We start from the raw sequence: 18,759 nt of genomic DNA on the forward strand, positions 1-18,759 counted from the left end.
AAACCACCGGCTGGCTTTACAAAAATCTGCCTGAGGGAGGCGACTCCCGCCTGTTATCAGGCCGCAGATGTTGTACAATATTGCGCCTTCATTAACTCCGCTTGATGAAGGCGCATTTTTTTACCTATTCATGAACAGCGCCATAACGTGTAACAACGAGGCCAGAGAACATTATGTCCGAACAGATTGTGACGTCCGCGTCCGCATCCCCGATTGTTGTTTCCCCCAAGAGCCAAAAAATTAACCTGCTGGATCTCAACCGTCAGCAGATGCGCGAATTCTTCCTGTCGCTCGGCGAAAAGCCGTTCCGCGCTGACCAGGTCATGAAGTGGATCTATCACTACTGCTGCGATGACTTCGAGCAGATGACCGACATCAACAAAAAGCTGCGTACCCGGCTGATGGAGCTGACGGAAATCCGCGCCCCGGAAGTGGCGGAAGAGATGCGCTCCACCGATGGCACCATTAAATGGGCGATCCGCGTTGGCGATCAGCTGGTGGAAACCGTCTACATCCCGGAAGGCGACCGCGCCACGCTGTGCGTCTCTTCACAGGTGGGCTGTGCGCTGGAGTGTAAATTCTGTTCGACCGCTCAGCAGGGCTTTAACCGTAACCTGCGGGTTTCAGAGATTATTGGTCAGGTATGGCGCGCGGCGAAAATTGTCGGCGCGGCCAAAATCACCGGCCAGCGTCCCATCACCAACGTGGTGATGATGGGCATGGGTGAGCCACTGCTCAACCTAAATAACGTGGTGCCCGCCATGGAGATCATGCTGGATGACTTCGGTTTCGGTTTATCGAAGCGTCGTGTGACCCTTTCGACCTCTGGCGTTGTGCCTGCGCTCGACAAACTGGGCGATATGATTGACGTCGCGCTGGCGATCTCGCTGCACGCGCCGAACGACAAGTTGCGTGACGACATCGTCCCGATCAACAAAAAATACAATATCGAAACCTTCCTGGCGGCGGTGAAACGCTACATTGGTAAGTCGAATGCCAACCAGGGTCGCGTCACCATCGAGTACGTGTTGCTGGATCATGTCAATGACAGCACTGACGATGCGCATGAGCTTGCCGCATTACTGAAAGATACGCCGTGCAAAATCAACCTGATTCCGTGGAACCCCTTCCCGGGCGCACCGTACGGCCGCAGCTCTAACAGCCGCATCGATCGCTTCTCTAAAGTGCTGATGGACTACGGTTTCACCACTATCGTGCGTAAAACCCGTGGCGACGATATTGATGCCGCCTGCGGTCAGCTGGCAGGTGAAGTTATCGACCGTACCAAACGTACCCTGCGCAAAAAGATGGCCGGTGAAGCGATATCTGTGAAAGCGCTCTGAAAGGCTGACCGTTAACGTTTCCTGAGGGTGACGCGCGTGGCAGGCTGTACGCTGCTAACGTCAACCGGATGGAAACGATGATGAGTAAGGGATTACCGGGGATTTTACTGGCCCTGTTTGTTGTAAGCGGGTGTGTCAGCCAGACGCAGTCACCCGGCGCGTCGGAACTGCGTCTACAGTTAGGGATGCACTATCTGGCGGGCGGCGATGAGGCGGCAGCAGAGCGCAATTTCCTGCGGGCGCAGGCGGCGGCACCGGATGATTATCGGGTCTCGCTGGCACTGGCCCGACTGGCACAGAAGCGGGGTAACCGCGCGGCAGCGCGGGCCCACTATCAACTGGCGCAGCAGCAGGCGCCGTTGAATGGTTTTGTCGCTAACAATTACGGTGCGTTTCTTTGCGCTTTAAGGCAGTATGGCGAAGCGCATCAACAGTTTAGTCGGGCAGGTGATGCGCAGCAGATTGACGCCCGGATCGATGCGCTTGAACTGGCGGGATTTTGTTATCTGCAGGCAGGCGATTTTGCCGCCGCGCGCCGTGAATTGCGGCAGGCCATTGAGACGGACGATCGCAAAGCCGGGGCAGTGCTGGCTGAAGCTGAAAAGCTGATGGCCGATAATCAACTGGCTAACGCGCAGATTTTGCTCGATATATACCAGCAACAGCGGCCCGAAACGGCACGCAGTCTGGCGTTACACTTACGTTTCGCCGCGCTACAGGGAAATGCCGCTGACGTTTCACGTTATGGCGACCGGTTAGCGCGACGTTTTCCGCAATCGATACAGTACCAGCGTTATTTAGCTAATGAATACTGAAGCCACTCAAGAGAATTCTGCAGTACATTCAACAGGTGAACGCCTGCGTCTGGCCCGTGAGCAGCTGGGACTGACGCAGCAGAACGTCGCTGAACGCCTGTGTCTGAAACTTTCTACCGTGCGTGACATTGAAGAAGACAAATCGCCTGCTGATTTGGCCTCTACTTTCCTGCGCGGCTACATTCGCTCCTACGCGCGACTGGTGCATATTCCTGAAGAGGAATTGCTGCCAATGATGGCGAAACAGACGCCGGTTCGTGCTGCAAAAATAGAACCGATGCAAAGTTTCTCGCTGGGTAAGCGCCGCAAAAAGCGTGACGGCTGGTTGATGATTTTCACCTGGCTGGTGCTGTTTGTGGTGGTCGGTCTGACGGGTGCCTGGTGGTGGCAGAATCACAAAGCCTCGCAGGACGATCTGGTGTCGATGGCCGATCAGAATGGCAGCAGCGGTGACGGTCAGTCTATTCCGCTGGGGGAGTCGAGCGGTGACAGCACCGCCCCGGCTGCGCCGGATGAAAGCAACACCCCGCCAGCAGCAGATAACAGCGCTGCCGGCACCAGCACGCCAGCCACGACGGCCCCGGCCGCCAGTGCCAGCAATACCGCGCCTGCTGCTCAGTCAGACAACACCAGTAATGCGGTGGTATCGCCCAGCCAGGCACCGGTAGACACCAGCGCGGCCGCTCCGGCGGCCAGCACCGCACCGCAGATGCCGGTCGGCGCAGCAGCGGTCAGTGAACCCGCTGGCGATCCAAACGCGGTGGTGATGACCTTTAATGCCGACTGCTGGCTGGAAGTTAGCGATGCAACCGGTAAAAAACTGTTCAGCGGCTTGCAGCGCAGCGGTGGTAAACTCAGTCTCGCAGGAACCGCTCCGTATCGTCTGAAAATTGGCGCTCCTTCCGCGGTTCAGGTGCAATATCAGAATCAGCCCGTTGATTTAAGTCGTTTTATCCGTAATAACCAGGTTGCTCGCCTGACGTTGGGTGCGCAATAACAGCGTATCGCGTACCGGGCAATTGTGGAGAAGAAATATGCATAACGAAGCACCCATTATCCGCCGTAAATCCAAACGCATTTACGTCGGCAAGGTGCCAGTCGGTGACGGCGCGCCAATCGCTGTTCAGTCGATGACGAACACCCGCACCACAGACGTGGCGGCGACGGTAAATCAGATCAAAGCCCTTGAGCGCGTCGGTGTCGATATCGTCCGCATCTCGGTGCCGACGATGGATGCAGCAGAAGCATTCAGACTGATTAAACAGCAGGTGAACGTCCCGCTGGTGGCCGATATCCATTTTGACTACCGCATCGCGTTGAAAGTGGCCGAATATGGCGTTGATTGCCTGCGGATTAATCCCGGCAACATCGGCAATAACGAGCGTATCCGCATGGTGGTCGACTGCGCACGCGACAACAATATTCCGATCCGGATCGGCGTAAACGCCGGTTCGCTGGAAAAAGATCTGCAGGAAAAATATGGCGAGCCGACGCCACAGGCACTGCTTGAGTCGGCGATGCGCCATGTCGATCACCTCGATCGCCTTAACTTTGATCAGTTCAAAGTCAGCGTAAAAGCGTCGGACGTCTTCCTGGCGGTCGAATCGTATCGTCTGCTGGCGAAGCAGATTGAGCAGCCGCTGCACCTCGGTATTACCGAAGCGGGCGGGGCGCGAGCCGGTGCGGTAAAATCCGCCATTGGGCTCGGTTTACTGCTGTCCGAAGGGATTGGTGACACGCTGCGTATCTCGCTGGCGGCCGATCCGATCGAAGAAGTGAAGGTCGGTTTTGATATTCTGAAGTCACTGCGCATTCGTTCGCGTGGCATCAACTTCATCGCCTGTCCTACCTGTTCACGTCAGGAGTTTGACGTAATCGGCACTGTTAATGCGCTGGAACAGCGTCTGGAAGATATCATCACGCCGATGGATGTCTCCATTATCGGCTGTGTGGTTAACGGACCGGGCGAAGCGACCATCTCTACGCTGGGCGTCACCGGCGGCAACAAGAAAAGTGGCTTCTACGAAGATGGCGTGCGTCAGCGCGATCGTCTCGACAACAACGATATGATCGATCAGCTGGAAGCGCGTATTCGTGCCAAAGCATCGATGCTTGATGCCACGCGCCGTATTGATGTGCAGCATCTGGAAAAATAATGGCGTGCGCGGCCTGCGTGCGTGACTTTTTTGACTGAACCTGTGCGGTTTCATCCTCATAAGGTATGATGCCGGACAGGTTTTTTTGCATTAAGAGATTCTAACGTGGCGAAGAATATTCAGGCGATTCGCGGGATGAACGATTACCTGCCTGCGGATACCGCCATCTGGCAACGGATTGAAGGCGTTCTCAAGCAGACGCTGGCGAGCTACGGTTACAGCGAAATTCGCTTACCGCTGGTGGAGCAGACCCCGCTGTTTAAACGCGCCATCGGTGAAGTCACCGATGTGGTTGAAAAAGAGATGTACACCTTTGAGGACCGCAACGGCGAAAGCCTGACGCTGCGTCCGGAAGGAACCGCAGGCTGTGTGCGAGCCGGTATCGAACACGGTTTACTCTACAACCAGGAACAGCGGCTGTGGTACATGGGCCCGATGTTCCGCTATGAGCGTCCACAGAAGGGCCGCTACCGTCAGTTTTACCAGATGGGCGTCGAAGTGTTTGGCCTGCAGGGCCCGGATATCGATGCTGAATTGATCATGCTGAACGCGCGCTGGTGGAAAGCGTTGGGCATCGCCGATCACGTTCGCCTTGAACTGAACTCCATTGGCTCCCTTGAAGCCCGTGCTCGCTACCGCGATGCGCTGGTGGCTTTCCTTGAGCAGCATAAAGAGGTGCTGGATGAGGATTGCAAACGCCGCATGTACAGTAACCCGATGCGAGTGCTGGACAGTAAAAATCCTGATATTCAGCAACTGCTGAACGATGCGCCGCAACTCGGCGACTATCTTGATGACGAATCACGCGAGCATTTCAACGGCCTGTGCGCACTGCTGGATGACGCCGGTATCGCCTACACCATCAACCAGCGCCTGGTGCGCGGGCTTGATTACTACAATCGCACGGTGATTGAGTGGGTGACCGACAGCCTCGGTTCACAGGGCACGGTGTGCGGTGGCGGACGCTATGATGGCCTGGTTGAACAGCTCGGCGGACGCGCAACCCCAGCCGTAGGTTTTGCTATGGGCATGGAACGTCTGGTGCTGCTGGTTCAGGCGGTGAATCCCGATTTTGAACCGACGAGCAATGTGGATGTCTATGTAATCGCTTCGGGTCAGGGCGTGCAGTCTGCAGCCATGCAACTGGCGGAGAAACTGCGTGATGAAGCGCCAGAACTGCGGTTGATGACTAACTTCGGCGGCGGCAACTTCAAAAAGCAGTTTGCCCGTGCTGACAAGTGGGGCGCTCGCGTCGCGCTGGTGTTAGGCGAGGATGAAGTGAAGGCCGGACAGGTCGTGATTAAAGATCTACGCCGTGGCGAGCAGCAAACGCTGGCTCAGGCAGAGGCTGCTGCTGTTTTGCGCACGCTGTTGCAGTAAGCGTGGCGCAGCACCAACCATAGAAAGGAGAGGGATTGCGTGGAAGTGTATAGCAATGAGAACGAGCAGACCGATGCGCTGCGTCGCTTTTTTGCCAATAACGGCAAAGCGTTAGCGGTTGGCGTAGTGATCGGCATTGCTGCGCTTGGCGGCTGGCGTTACTGGGCCAGTCATCAGGAAGATGCGGCGAAATCAGTATCGGCGCAGTATCAGCAGCTCACCAGCGCCATGCAGGCGGGCAAGCCAGAAACGCTGGAAGCGGTTAACACCTTTGCCAATGAAAACAGCAACACCTACGGTGCACTGGCCGCGATGGATCTGGCAAAACAGTATGTTGATACCAACCAGCTGGACAAAGCCGCGACGCTGCTGCAAAACGGCCTGAAAGATACCAAAGATGCCAACCTGCAGGCGGTGATTAACCTGCGCCTGGCACGCATTCAACTGCAACAGAATCACGCTGATGCGGCACTTAAAACCCTTGACGCTGTGAAGGGTGATGGCTGGACAGCCATTGTGGCCGATATCCGTGGTGAAGCGCTGCTGAGCAAAGGCGACAAGCAGGGCGCGCGCGATGCATGGAGCAAAGGGGTTGAATCTGACGCCTCTCCGGCATTGAAGCAAATGATGCAGATGAAGATGAATAACTTAAGCTAAGCCAGTCAAGAGAGAGCGCATGGAATTACGTAAATACCTGCTGCCGGGGCTGATTTCAGTCACTTTGCTCAGCGGTTGTTCGCTGTTTAGCGGCGAAGAAGATGTAGTAAAAATGGCCCCATTGCCTCAGGTGGAAAATCAGTTCACGCCACAGGAAGTGTGGAGCACCTCGGTGGGAGATGGCGTCGGTGATTTCTACTCCAACCTGCATCCCGCCTGGCAGGACACCACCGTATTTGCGGCCGATCGCTTCGGTATCGTAAAAGCGCTGGACGCCGCCGACGGTAAAGAAAAATGGAAAGTCGATCTCTCTGAGAAAACCGGCTTCTTCTCGAAAAATCGCTCAGCCCTGTTATCGGGCGGCCTGACGGCGGACGGCGATCGTCTCTATGTCGGCAGCGAGCGCGGTCAGATTTATGCGCTGAACAGCAGCGATGGCAGCCTGGCCTGGCAGACCAAAGTGGCGGGTGAAGCACTTTCTCGTCCGGTGGTCAGCGACGGCCTGGTACTGGTACACACCAGCAACGGGATGTTGCAGGGACTGGATCAGAGCAGCGGCGCTATCAAGTGGAGCGTCAACCTGGATATGCCAGCGTTGTCACTGCGTGGTGAATCTGCGCCTGCGGTCGCTTTTGGCGGCGCCATCGTCGGTGGCGACAATGGCCGCGTCAGTGCGGTTATCCTGAATCAGGGACAACTGATCTGGCAGCAGCGTATTTCCCAGGTCAGCGGCGCGACTGAGATCGATCGTCTGAATGATGTCGATACTACGCCGGTTATCGTCAACGGTGTGGTTTACGCACTGGCCTATAACGGCGATCTCACGGCGCTGGACCTGCGTTCCGGTCAGATTTTGTGGAAACGCGAAATCGGCGGCGTAAAAGATCTGATTGTTGATGCGGGCCGCATCTATCTGGTCGATCAGGACGATCGGGTGATTGCGCTTAACGCCGATGGCGGCGTGGCAATCTGGCGCCAGAGCGATCTGCTGCACCGTAATCTGACCTCACCGGTGCTCTACAACGGCTACCTGGTGGTCGGCGATAGCGAAGGTTATCTGCACTGGCTGAACACCACCGATGGTCGTTTCGTCGCGCAGCAGAAACTGGACAGCTCCGGCTTCCAGACTGAGCCGGTGGTCGCCAGCGATAAGCTGCTGATCCAGTCGAAAGATGGAGAGGTTTATGCGATTACCCGCTAACGGGTAAACGTCTGGCAGGTGAAATCCTCCGTTCTGACGGCTCCTGATTTAATCAGGGGCCGTTTCGTTTTTAGTCAGGCATGGTATTCTTTGCGCCTTCAGCCTGAACTTAACGGCCAGAGCCGTTATAATCACGCCATTCGGGCGATTAATTATTTATTGAGGCATTGTTATGGTACCTGTGGTCGCGCTGGTTGGGCGTCCCAATGTGGGAAAATCTACGCTATTTAACCGTTTAACCCGCACTCGTGATGCGCTGGTAGCGGATTTTCCTGGACTGACTCGCGATCGCAAATATGGTCGCGCCGAAGTGGAAGGGCGCGAATTTATTGTTATCGATACCGGCGGTATCGACGGCACCGAAGAGGGTGTCGAAACGCGGATGGCCGAGCAGTCACTGCTGGCGATTGAAGAAGCGGATGTGGTGCTGTTTATGGTCGATGCGCGTGCCGGAATGATGGCCGCCGATCAGCAAATTGCTAAGCACCTGCGTTCACGTCAGAAAGCCACTTTCCTGGTGGCGAATAAAACCGACGGACTCGATCCCGATCAGGCGGTGGTGGATTTCTATTCACTGGGCCTCGGTGAGATCCATGCCATTGCGGCGTCGCATGGTCGTGGTGTTACCAGCCTGATCGAAACGGCACTGCTGCCGTGGATGGACAAAGTTGAGCCGGTCGAACTCACTGAAGAAGAAGAGAACCAGGCTTACTGGAGTGCGCTCGACGCCGAACAGACTGCTGAACTGGAAGCCGCAGAGGAAGAAGAAAACTTCGACCCGACCGGTTTGCCGATCAAGCTGGCGATTGTCGGTCGTCCTAACGTAGGTAAGTCAACGCTCACTAACCGTATTCTCGGCGAAGATCGCGTGGTGGTCTACGACATGCCGGGCACCACTCGCGACAGCATCTATATTCCGATGGAACGTGATGGACGCGAGTATGTGCTGATCGACACCGCGGGCGTGCGCAAGCGTGCCAAAATCTCTGATACCGTAGAGAAATTCTCGGTGATCAAAACGCTGCAGGCGATTGAAGATGCCAACGTAGTTATGCTGGTGATCGATGCGCGTGCCGGTATTTCCGATCAGGATCTGTCGCTGCTGGGCTTCATCCTCAACAGTGGCCGCTCGCTGGTGATTGTGGTCAACAAGTGGGATGGCCTGTCGCAGGAAATCCGTGATGAAGTGAAAGAGACGCTGGACTATCGTCTGGGCTTTATCGATTTCGCCCGTATCCACTTCATCTCTGCGCTGCACGGCAGTGGTGTCGGCAATCTGTTTGAATCGGTCACCGAAGCCTATGACTGTTCAACCAAACGTGTGAACACCTCAATGCTGACCCGTATCATGAACATGGCGGCCGAAGATCATCAGCCACCATTGGTTCGCGGTCGTCGCGTTAAGCTGAAGTATGCACATGCTGGTGGTTATAATCCGCCGATTGTGGTGATCCACGGTAACCAGGTTAAAGACCTGCCGGACTCATACAAACGCTACCTGATGAACTACTTCCGTAAATCATTGAACGTAATGGGAACGCCGATTCGCATCCAGTTCAAAGAGGGTGAGAACCCGTACGAAGGTAAGCGCAACCTGCTGACGCCAACGCAGCAGCGTAAGCGTAAGCGTCTGATGGCGCATATGAAGAAAAATAAGCGTTAAGTGAAAGAGGGCCGGAAGGCCCTCTTTTTTTGTCCTGATATTAAGTAAGAGGCTAATCATGACCATTAATTGTGAAAACTGTCAGCAGCCGCTGCAGCTCAGCGACGGCGAATTTATCTGTAGCGGTTGTGGTGCACACACGCCGGCGCAGGCATGCTGCCCGGATTGCCATCAGCCGCTGGAACGGCTTTCTGCCTGTGGCGCAGTGGACTACTTTTGTCACCATGGACACGGCCTGATCTCGAAAAAGCGGGTGGAGTTTCAGCCACAGCGTTAAGTAAGCGGCAGCGATCCGGCGTAAGCCGTCGGCATTCACTACAATTGTTGTAGCAAAAATGCTATTGCAGCGTAACAACTGGGTTATAGATGTTCACTCTGTAATGTACCAGGTGGTACAATCCTGCCGCGTCGTGGGGATGGGCCAGCCACACCAGGTCTTTCCGGTCCAGCTTTCTCCATGGACGCGGGTCTGTTTATATTCGATTTGAAACAGTGCGGCACTCCGCATGTCCCTTTGACAAGGTTGCGCAGTTCAGGCGGCAACCGGCGTGGACGCTCTGTTTATTCAGGAGAGTTAGTGTTATGGCTGAAACATCGTCCCGCTCCGCTAAGGGGCTGGGAATAGTATCCGTGCTGCTCGGGCTGGTGCTGCTGGCTACCGGCCTGTTCTTCGCGATAGGCGGCGGCAAACTGGTTGCCCTCGGCGGCAGTTGGTACTTCCTGATTGCCGGTATCGTTACCGTTCTGTCAGCAATTCAGTTTTTCCGTCGCAAATCATCGGCGGTGGTACTGTTTCTGCTGATGTTTGTCGGCACCCTGATCTGGTCCCTGTTTGATGCTGGCATCGAGTTCTGGCCGCTGGTTTCACGCCTGATGGTGCCAACCGGCCTGATGATCGTCGCCTTCCTGCTCTGGCCTGCGCTGCGTAAGCGTGAAGGCAAAAGCTCGCTGGCAAAGCCCGCTTATGGGCTTTCTGCGCTGCTGGCAGTCGGCATGGTGGTAACTTTCGTGCAGATGTTTCAGCCACATCCTACCGTCGCGTTCTCAGGCGAAGAGCTGCCGCTGATTCCGGTGGATAAAGCGAAACAGCAGAAAGACTGGGATAACTATGGCAACACGCCACAGGGCAGCCGCTTTGTGGCGCTGGACCAAATCACCCGCGATAATGTGAAAGATCTGCAGGTCGCCTGGACCTTCCGGACCGGCGATATCCCGGACAGCCCAACCGGCAACGGCGCGGAAGATCAGCAAACCCCGTTACAGGTGGGTAATACCCTCTATCTCTGCACCCCGCACAACAATGTTATTGCCGTCGAAGCAGACAGCGGTAAGCAGATCTGGAAACGCGAAATCAATGCCCAGGCGGAAGTCTGGCCGCGCTGCCGTGGTCTGGCTTATTTCGATGCCACTAAACCGCTGCAGCAGCCAACTCAGCCAGGCTCGACGCCGGTTCCGGCCGTCACGCTGCCAGCCGGTGATAGCTGTCAGCGCCGCATTCTGATGAACACCATCGATGCACGTCTGATCGCCATCAACGCTGACAACGGTGAGTTCTGTGAGAGCTTTGGTAATCACGGTATCGTTGACCTGAAAGCCGGTCTCGGCCAGGCGCCCGATCCGCAGTATCAGCTGACGTCGGCACCGACGCTGGCAGGCACCACCGTAGTGGTGGGCGGCCGCGTCGCTGACAACGTCCAGACCGATATGCCGGGTGGCGTATTGCGTGGTTTTGACGTCATCACCGGTCAGATGCGCTGGGCGTTTGACCCGGGTAATGTCGATCCGAATGCGGTGTTAATGCCGGGCAAAGAGTACGCCCGCAGTACGCCGAACTCGTGGGCACCGATGTCTTACGATCCGGCGATGAACACCGTATTTATCCCGATGGGCAGTTCATCTGTCGATCTGTGGGGTGCGAACCGTACCGAACTGGATCACAAATATGGCGCATCCGTGCTGGCGCTGGACGCTACCACCGGTAAAGAGAAGTGGGTTTATCAGACCGTACATAACGATCTGTGGGACTTCGACCTGCCGATGCAGCCAAGCCTGATCGATTTCCCGCTGAAGGATGGCACAACTAAACCTGCGGTGGTGATTGGCGGTAAAACCGGCATGATCTTCGTGCTCGATCGCATGACCGGCAAGCCACTGACCAAAGTCGAAGAGCTGCCGATGCCACAGGGACATATCCCGAACGAGCAGTACACCAAAACCCAGCCTCATTCGACCGGTATGCCACAGATTGGCAACCAGACGCTGAAAGAGTCTGACATGTGGGGTGCTACGCCGTTTGATCAGCTGGCCTGCCGTATTGGCTTCAAATCGATGCGTTATGATGGCCTGTTCACCGTACCGGACACCGATAAGTCGCTGAGCTTCCCGGGTTCGCTGGGCGGAATGAACTGGGGTAGCATGTCGACCGATCCGAACAACCATCTGCTGTTCGTCAATGACATGCGTCTCGGCCTGTGGGTACAGATGATCCCGGCTGACACCAATAAGATTTCTCGTGGCAGCAACGGTGGTGAAGCGATCAACACCGGTATGGGCGCGGTGCCGCTGAAAGGCACACCGTATGCGGTGAACAAAAACCGCTTTATGTCGCCGCTGGGCATTCCTTGCCAGAAGCCACCGTTTGGTACGCTGTCGGCCATTGACATGAAAACCCAGAAAATCGTCTGGCAGGTGCCGGTCGGTACCGTGCAGGATACCGGACCTTTCGGCATCAAAATGCGCATGAAAATGCCGGTTGGTATGCCAACGCTGGGCGGTACGCTGGCAACTCAGGGTGGGCTGGTGTTCATCGCCGGTACCCAGGATTACTACCTGCGCGCCTTTGATGCTTCAACCGGTAAAGAAGTATGGAAAGCACGTCTGCCGGTTGGCAGCCAGGGCGGCCCGATGAGCTACGTTTCGCCGAAAACCGGCAAACAGTACATCCTCATCTCTGCCGGTGGTGCACGCCAGTCGCCGGATCGTGGTGATTACGTGATTGCTTACGCGCTGCCAGACAGCAAGTAAGTTCAGCTGTGAAAAGGGCCGACACTGTCGGCCCTTTTTTTGGCAGAGTGTTGCCCGGTTCGCTGTAAGGCCGCTTAGCTCAGGTAACACGGTCAGATCGGAAAGTCGCAAAACCGACATCCATGACTGCCCGGCGCGCGACGTCCATGGCGCGGGACGCTTTCCTCCTCTGACTGTGTTCCCTGCATCTTAAGCTCATGGGTTGCTGCCAGATTCACATCAGATTATTCAGCTGTCTCAGGGCCGACACTGTCGGCCCTTTTTTGCTTATTCACCATCACGCCACAGCGCCTGCAATTCTGGCGGCGCTACCTGTTCCGGAATCAACAGCACGATGGTGCCGACCTCGCGGTGGGTCGCATACTGAATCTGAATGCGAAAATAGCGTTGATCGCCACGTCCCACCTCAGGCGCTTTCTCTTCCGGCTCGCCCAGCGGCATAGCCTGCTCAAGCGCACGACAGACGCGCTGCTTTTCCGGCGGCGGCAGTTCACCCAGCGAAAAACGGCGTTCGGCGCGCAGGCCAGGCATAAAGGCGAGGCCTCCTTCACGCGCCACGATGATAGTGGCGTCATCGGTGAGTTCTGGCAGATCACTCATAGCACACCGACCTCTTTCCACGCCTGCTCAATTGCGCTGGCAACGGAACGGTTAAAGCGCTTTTCGCCATGCTGAAGGGTAAAGCGGGCAAAGGTTTTAAAATCGGCATCCTGCGGCAGTTCATCGTCGCACATTGTGTCATACCAGGCGTGACCCGCCAGCTCCCACGCATAGCCGCCCAGCGCTTTCGCCGCCAGATAGAAGGCGCGGTTAGGAATACCGGAGTTGAGGTGCACGCCGCCGTTATCTTCGCGGGTCTGAACGTAATGATCCATGTGCGCCGGCTGCGGATCTTTGCCCAGCATCGGGTCGTCATACGCGGTGCCGGGCGCAGACATCGACCGCAGCCCCTTGCCATTGATACCGCTGGCCAGCAGGCCTTCACCGATGATCCAGTCAGCCTGATCGGCACTCTGTTTTTTACTGAACTGTTTGACCAGCGAGCCAAATACATCGGAGAGTGACTCGTTCAGCGCACCCGCCTGCTCAAAGTAGATCAGACCGGCTTCATTCTCGGTCACGCCATGCGTCAGTTCGTGCGCCACCACGTCGATTGCGATGGTAAAACGATTAAAAATCTCGCCGTCACCATCACCAAATACCATTTGCTGACCGTTCCAGAAGGCGTTCTGGTATTTATCGCCGTAATGGACCGTTCCGAGCAGTTTCAGCCCCTGATTATCCAGCGAGTTGCGCTGGTAGGCCTGCCAGAAAAAGTCATAGGTGGTGCCGAGATAATCCCAGGCTTCACCGGCTGCGACATCACCGTTTTCGGGCTGGCCTTCCTGACGAATCAGCTTACCGGGCAGGGTTTGCTGGTTTTGCGCATCATAAATTTCGCGATCCACATGGCCGCCTGCTGCCGTTTTCGCCACGGCCGGCTTTTGCCAGTGTTCAGCCATCAGATGCTGTACATGGGTCAGGGTGCGGCGCGCCTGTTCCTGCTGGTGACCGGAGCCGTGCGCGATAATTTTGCGGAGGATATAGGGAGGAATAACGCTAAAGGCCATGTGAAACTCCTTGGCAACAGGGATGTGCCAAAAAGTATAGACCGGTCAGTAAAGATACACCTCGTTGATGCCATAACAAGCGATACGATAACCGGTGTACTGACGGTCTGACACCAGCAGGGCGATCAGGAAGCGGCTTTGCGGCGGCGCTTTTTCTCCGGCAACAGCTGGGTTACCTGACTCTCGACCCAGCCATCATCCAGGCGAGTGCGCAGCAGATCGCCGTTCTGCAGCTGCTGGGTCTTTTTCACAACCTGACCTGCAGTATCGGTAGTGACGCTGAAGCCGCGCGCCAGGGTCGCTAACGGACTGACGCCTTCCAGCTGCGCTACCAGTTGGCCGAACTGCTGTTTATCCGCGTTCAGCTGTTTCTGCATACTCTGCTGCAGACGATAGTGCCAGCTTTGCAGCTGCTTCTGCGCTTCAAACAGACGCTGCTGTGGCTGCTGCGCGGTCAGCCGATGCGTCAGGCGATCCTGTTGCCGGCTGGCGTGGCGCAAGCCGGTTTCCATCGCGTCAGTCAGCCGTTGCTGCAGGCGGAACAGGGCGGTCTGCTGGCGGGCGAGACGTAACTGAGGATGCTGCTGTTGCAGACGATGCTCCAGCCGGCTGTAGAGCCGCTGCTGGCGCGCCAGATAGTAGTCCATCGCCATCTCAAGCCGCTGTTGCTGCGACTGCAGCTGACGCAGCAGCTCAAGCTGATTACGGCTGACGATCTCGGCGGCGGCAGAAGGCGTTGGCGCGCGCAAATCTGCCACAAAATCGGCAATCGTGACGTCAGTTTCATGGCCGACAGCGCTGACGATCGGAATACGGCTGGCAAAAATCGCCCGCGCGACGCGTTCGTCGTTAAAGCTCCACAAATCTTCCAGTGAGCCGCCGCCACGGCCGACAATTAACACGTCGCACTCATTACGCTGGTTAGCGATCTCAATCGCCCGGACGATAGCGGCAGGCGCATCAACGCCCTGAACCGGAGTGGGATAGATCACTACCGGCAAGGAGGGATCGCGGCGATGCAGCACCCGCAGCACATCGTGCAGCGCCGCGCCGGTTGAAGAGGTGATCACACCGACCTGGCGCGCCGGATCGGGCAGCGGTTGCTTATGCTGTGGTTCGAACAAACCTTCGGTCGCCAGCCGCGCTTTCAGCAGTTCAAACTGCTGCTGCAGCAGACCTTCACCGGCCGGGTGCATACTTTCGATAATCAGCTGATAGTCGCCGCGCGGCTCATACAGCGTGATGTTGGCGCGAACCAGCACCTGCTGACCATGCTGCGGACGAAAGGTGACGCGACGGTTGCTGTTGCGGAACATGGCACAGCGCACCTGGGCGCCGTCATCCTTCAGGGTGAAGTACCAGTGACCGGAAGCGGGTTGGGTGAAGTTGGAGATCTCGGCGCTCAGCCAGACCAGGCCCATCTCTTTTTCCAGCAGCTGACGCACTGTGGTATTGAGACGGCTGACGGTAAAAATATTGGCGACGGGTGGCAGCGACATGTGACGAAGATCAAATTCCAAATCAGCAGGTTAATTCACCGATACTACAGGGCTGATAGCGCGGATCAAGAGTTTTTCTGAAATAATGCTGGAGGCAATCGGTTACGGCCTGTATAATGCCGCGGCAATATTTTATCTATTCTCATTCACCCGAGGTGGAGTATTGCCATGTTAAGAATCGCTAAAGAAGCACTCACTTTCGACGACGTTTTACTCGTTCCTGCACACTCCACCGTCCTGCCGAATACGGCCGATCTCAGCACTCAGCTGACCAAAAATATCCGTTTAAATATTCCGATGCTTTCCGCTGCAATGGACACCGTGACCGAAGCGGGTCTGGCGATTGCGCTGGCGCAGGAAGGCGGTCTTGGCTTCATTCACAAAAACATGTCAATTGAACGCCAGGCGGACGAAGTGCGCAAGGTGAAGAAACATGAAAGCGGCGTGGTGACTGAGCCACAAACCGTGCTGCCAACTACACCGCTGGCCGAAGTGAAAGCGCTGACCGAGCGTAACGGTTTTGCCGGTTACCCGGTAGTGAACCGCGACAACGAACTGGTCGGTATCATTACCGGTCGTGACGTTCGCTTTGTCACTGACCTCTCCCAGCCGGTATCCGCTGTGATGACCCCGAAAGATCGTCTGGTGACGGTGAAAGAGGGTGAAGCGCGCGACGTAGTGCTGCACAAAATGCACGAAAAGCGCGTTGAAAAAGCGCTGGTGGTGGATGACAGCTTCCATCTGCTTGGCATGATTACCGTAAAAGATTTCCAGAAAGCCGAACGTAAACCAAACGCCTGTAAAGATGCGCAGGGTCGTCTGCGTGTCGGTGCCGCCGTTGGTGCGGGCGCCGGTAACGAAGAGCGTATCGATGCGCTGGTTGCGGCCGGCGTTGACGTGCTGCTGATTGACTCCTCGCATGGCCATTCCGAAGGCGTGCTGTCACGTATTCGTGAAACCCGCGCCAAATATCCTGATCTTGAAATCGTCGGCGGCAACGTGGCGACCGGTGCTGGCGCACTGGCGCTGGTAGACGCCGGCGTTAGTGCAGTTAAAGTCGGTATCGGCCCGGGCTCCATCTGTACTACCCGTATCGTCACCGGCGTTGGCGTGCCACAGATTACCGCCGTTTCTGATGCGGTTGCTGCACTGGAAGGCACCGGTATTCCGGTAATCGCCGATGGTGGTATCCGCTTCTCTGGCGACATCGCCAAAGCAATTGCTGCGGGCGCATCCTGTGTGATGGTCGGTTCTATGCTGGCCGGTACCGAAGAATCCCCGGGCGAAATCGAACTCTATCAGGGGCGTTCGTTCAAATCCTATCGCGGCATGGGTTCACTGGGCGCGATGTCGAAAGGCTCATCTGACCGTTACTTCCAGACCGATAACGCCGCCGACAAACTGGTGCCGGAAGGCATTGAAGGCCGCGTTGCCTATAAAGGCCGCCTGAAAGAGATCGTACACCAGCAGATGGGCGGACTGCGCTCCTGTATGGGCCTGACCGGCTGCCCGACCATTGATGACCTGCGCACCAAAGCGGAATTTGTCCGCATCAGCGGTGCCGGCATCAACGAAAGCCATGTCCATGATGTGACCATTACCAAAGAGTCACCGAACTACCGCATGGGATCGTAATCCAGTAAGATTTCCCGCCCGGCTTCAGCCGGGCGCTTTTATTTATCAAGTCACCGTTCTGGAAACCCCTCAATGACGACGGAAAATATCCATAAGCATCGCATTCTGATTCTCGATTTCGGCTCTCAATATACTCAGCTGGTGGCACGTCGCGTGCGCGAACTGGGTGTCTACTGTGAACTCTGGGCATGGGACGTGACCGAAGAGCAGATTCGCCAGTTCAATCCGAGCGGCATCATCCTCTCCGGTGGGCCGGAAAGCACCACCGAGCTGAACAGCCCGCGTGCGCCTGAATATGTCTTCAGCGCCGGTGTGCCGGTGCTGGGCGTCTGCTACGGCATGCAGACCATGGCGATGCAGTTGGGCGGTAAAGTCTCCGGTTCCAGCGAGCGTGAGTTCGGTTATGCGCAGGTTGAAGTGACCACCCCAAGCGCGCTGGTACGCGGTATTGAAGACGCGCTCAGCGCCGCCGGTAAACCGCTGCTGGATGTCTGGATGAGCCACGGCGACAAAGTGACTGCCATTCCGGCTGACTTCGTCACCGTTGCCAGCACCGAAACCTGTCCGTTCGCCATCATGGCCAACGAAGAGAAGCGTTTCTACGGCGTGCAGTTCCACCCGGAAGTGACCCACACCCGTCAGGGGCTGCGGATGCTTGAGCGTTTCATTATCGATATCTGTGAATGTGAAGCGCTGTGGACCCCGGCTAAGATCATTGAAGATGCGGTTGAGCGCCTGCGTGAGCAGGTCGGCAATGACAAGGTAATCCTTGGCCTGTCAGGCGGCGTTGACTCCTCTGTGACCGCGATGCTGCTGCACCGCGCCATCGGCGATCGTCTGACCTGCGTATTCGTGGATAACGGTCTGCTGCGCCTGAACGAAGCGCAACAGGTGATGGATATGTTTGGCGACCACTTTGGTCTCAACATCATCCATGTGCCGGCTGAGATGCGCTTCCTGGATGCACTGGCGGGTATTGATGAACCTGAAGCTAAGCGTAAAACCATCGGTCGCGTCTTTGTGGAAGTATTTGACGAAGAAGCGCTGAAACTGCAGGACGTTAAGTGGCTGGCGCAGGGCACCATCTATCCGGACGTGATTGAATCAGCCGCCTCTGCCACCGGTAAAGCGCACGTCATCAAATCGCACCATAACGTGGGTGGCCTGCCGAAAGAGATGAAGATGGGGCTGGTTGAACCGCTGAAAGAGCTGTTCAAAGATGAAGTGCGTAAGATCGGTCTGGAGCTGGGCCTGCCGTACGATATGCTTTATCGCCATCCGTTCCCGGGTCCGGGTCTGGGCGTGCGCGTGCTGGGCGAAGTGAAGAAAGAGTATTGCGACCTGCTGCGCCGTGCCGATGCGATCTTCATTGAAGAGCTGCACAAAGCCGATCTCTACAACAAGGTCAGCCAGGCCTTCACCGTCTTCCTGCCGGTACGTTCGGTCGGTGTGATGGGCGATGGCCGTAAATATGACTGGGTGGTTTCACTGCGTGCAGTGGAAACCATCGACTTCATGACCGCGCACTGGGCGCACCTGCCGTATGAATTCCTCGGCCGCGTCTCTAACCGCATCATCAATGAAGTCAACGGCATCTCCCGCGTGGTGTATGACATCAGCGGCAAGCCACCGGCGACCATTGAATGGGAATGATTTCGCGTCTGGCAACAGCCTGCACGGTTAAGCAGTAAAATCCCTCTAAGCCCGCATCACTGCGGGCTTTTTTGTATCTGGCACTTTCTGGCAGCTGTTAGCAACGGGAAGCACGGTTTTTTC

The 18,759-nt window shown here is 56.4% G+C and carries 15 protein-coding genes; 12 read left to right on the forward strand and 3 right to left on the reverse strand.

All coding sequences use genetic code 11. From position 1 onward, the window contains the following. The first annotated feature begins 173 nt into the window (after positions 1 to 173). The 10 genes from rlmN to AABB92_RS00710 all read left to right on the forward strand — a co-directional run bounded on the left by rlmN (position 174) and on the right by AABB92_RS00710 (position 12,239). Positions 174 to 1,343: a dual-specificity RNA methyltransferase RlmN gene (gene rlmN / locus AABB92_RS00665; protein ID WP_031377788.1), complete on the forward strand. Its 1,170-nt coding sequence runs from the start codon at positions 174 to 176 to the stop codon at positions 1,341 to 1,343. Between the two features lie 80 nt (positions 1,344 to 1,423). Further along, positions 1,424 to 2,158 (forward strand): type IV pilus biogenesis/stability protein PilW, encoded by a 735-nt coding sequence (pilW, locus tag AABB92_RS00670; RefSeq protein WP_031377787.1) that lies wholly within the window; start codon positions 1,424 to 1,426, stop codon positions 2,156 to 2,158. Further along, on the forward strand, positions 2,148 to 3,155 hold the full coding sequence (gene rodZ, locus AABB92_RS00675; protein WP_046288172.1) for a cytoskeleton protein RodZ: 1,008 nt from the start codon (positions 2,148 to 2,150) through the stop codon (positions 3,153 to 3,155). Before pilW ends, rodZ begins: the two co-directional genes overlap by 11 nt. Before the next feature lie 37 nt (positions 3,156 to 3,192). After that, complete coding sequence (ispG, locus tag AABB92_RS00680; protein ID WP_046288173.1) at positions 3,193 to 4,314, forward strand: flavodoxin-dependent (E)-4-hydroxy-3-methylbut-2-enyl-diphosphate synthase; 1,122 nt, start codon at positions 3,193 to 3,195, stop codon at positions 4,312 to 4,314. Between the two features lie 105 nt (positions 4,315 to 4,419). Beyond that, a complete protein-coding gene (hisS, locus tag AABB92_RS00685; RefSeq protein ID WP_031376483.1) occupies positions 4,420 to 5,694 on the forward strand; it encodes a histidine--tRNA ligase in 1,275 nt (424 codons plus the stop codon). Positions 5,695 to 5,733: 39 nt separating this feature from the next. Further along, positions 5,734 to 6,351, forward strand: a complete 618-nt coding sequence (locus AABB92_RS00690; protein ID WP_031376482.1) for a YfgM family protein — start codon at positions 5,734 to 5,736, stop codon at positions 6,349 to 6,351. 19 nt (positions 6,352 to 6,370) lie between these two features. Next, entirely contained in the window at positions 6,371 to 7,552 is a 1,182-nt protein-coding gene (bamB, locus tag AABB92_RS00695; RefSeq protein WP_031376481.1) for an outer membrane protein assembly factor BamB, read from the forward strand. Between the two features lie 172 nt (positions 7,553 to 7,724). After that, a complete protein-coding gene (der, locus tag AABB92_RS00700) occupies positions 7,725 to 9,215 on the forward strand; it encodes a ribosome biogenesis GTPase Der (protein ID WP_031376480.1) in 1,491 nt (496 codons plus the stop codon). Between the two features lie 58 nt (positions 9,216 to 9,273). Beyond that, the gene (locus AABB92_RS00705) at positions 9,274 to 9,492 is read left to right on the forward strand and encodes a zinc ribbon domain-containing protein (RefSeq protein WP_031376479.1); all 219 of its coding nucleotides are present in this window, start codon (positions 9,274 to 9,276) and stop codon (positions 9,490 to 9,492) included. 305 nt (positions 9,493 to 9,797) lie between these two features. Next, complete coding sequence (locus AABB92_RS00710; protein ID WP_031376478.1) at positions 9,798 to 12,239, forward strand: glucose/quinate/shikimate family membrane-bound PQQ-dependent dehydrogenase; 2,442 nt, start codon at positions 9,798 to 9,800, stop codon at positions 12,237 to 12,239. A gap of 267 nt (positions 12,240 to 12,506) precedes the next feature. Here AABB92_RS00710 and AABB92_RS00715 read toward each other — a convergent pair whose 3' ends face one another. The 3 genes from AABB92_RS00715 to xseA all read right to left on the reverse strand — a co-directional run bounded on the left by AABB92_RS00715 (position 12,507) and on the right by xseA (position 15,348). Beyond that, positions 12,507 to 12,839: a protealysin inhibitor emfourin gene (locus AABB92_RS00715; RefSeq protein ID WP_031376477.1), complete on the reverse strand. Its 333-nt coding sequence runs from the start codon at positions 12,837 to 12,839 to the stop codon at positions 12,507 to 12,509. Continuing rightward, a complete protein-coding gene (locus AABB92_RS00720; RefSeq protein ID WP_031376476.1) occupies positions 12,836 to 13,849 on the reverse strand; it encodes a M4 family metallopeptidase in 1,014 nt (337 codons plus the stop codon). The genes AABB92_RS00715 and AABB92_RS00720 overlap by 4 nt, the downstream gene beginning before the upstream one ends. A 125-nt stretch (positions 13,850 to 13,974) precedes the next feature. Beyond that, positions 13,975 to 15,348 carry an exodeoxyribonuclease VII large subunit gene (gene xseA, locus AABB92_RS00725; protein ID WP_031376475.1) on the reverse strand — a complete coding sequence of 458 codons (1,374 nt, stop codon included), beginning with the start codon at positions 15,346 to 15,348 and terminating at the stop codon, positions 13,975 to 13,977. Positions 15,349 to 15,516: 168 nt separating this feature from the next. On the opposite strand from xseA, the gene guaB reads away from it, so the two are divergent. Together guaB and guaA are read left to right on the forward strand one after the other, a co-directional pair. Beyond that, on the forward strand, positions 15,517 to 16,983 hold the full coding sequence (gene guaB, locus AABB92_RS00730) for an IMP dehydrogenase (protein ID WP_031376474.1): 1,467 nt from the start codon (positions 15,517 to 15,519) through the stop codon (positions 16,981 to 16,983). A gap of 72 nt (positions 16,984 to 17,055) precedes the next feature. Continuing rightward, positions 17,056 to 18,636 carry a glutamine-hydrolyzing GMP synthase gene (guaA, locus tag AABB92_RS00735; protein ID WP_031376473.1) on the forward strand — a complete coding sequence of 527 codons (1,581 nt, stop codon included), beginning with the start codon at positions 17,056 to 17,058 and terminating at the stop codon, positions 18,634 to 18,636. The last annotated feature ends 123 nt before the right edge of the window (positions 18,637 to 18,759 follow it).

The sequence above is a fragment of the Pantoea brenneri genome (genome assembly GCF_038594305.1).
GTDB classification, from domain to species: domain Bacteria; phylum Pseudomonadota; class Gammaproteobacteria; order Enterobacterales; family Enterobacteriaceae; genus Pantoea; species Pantoea brenneri.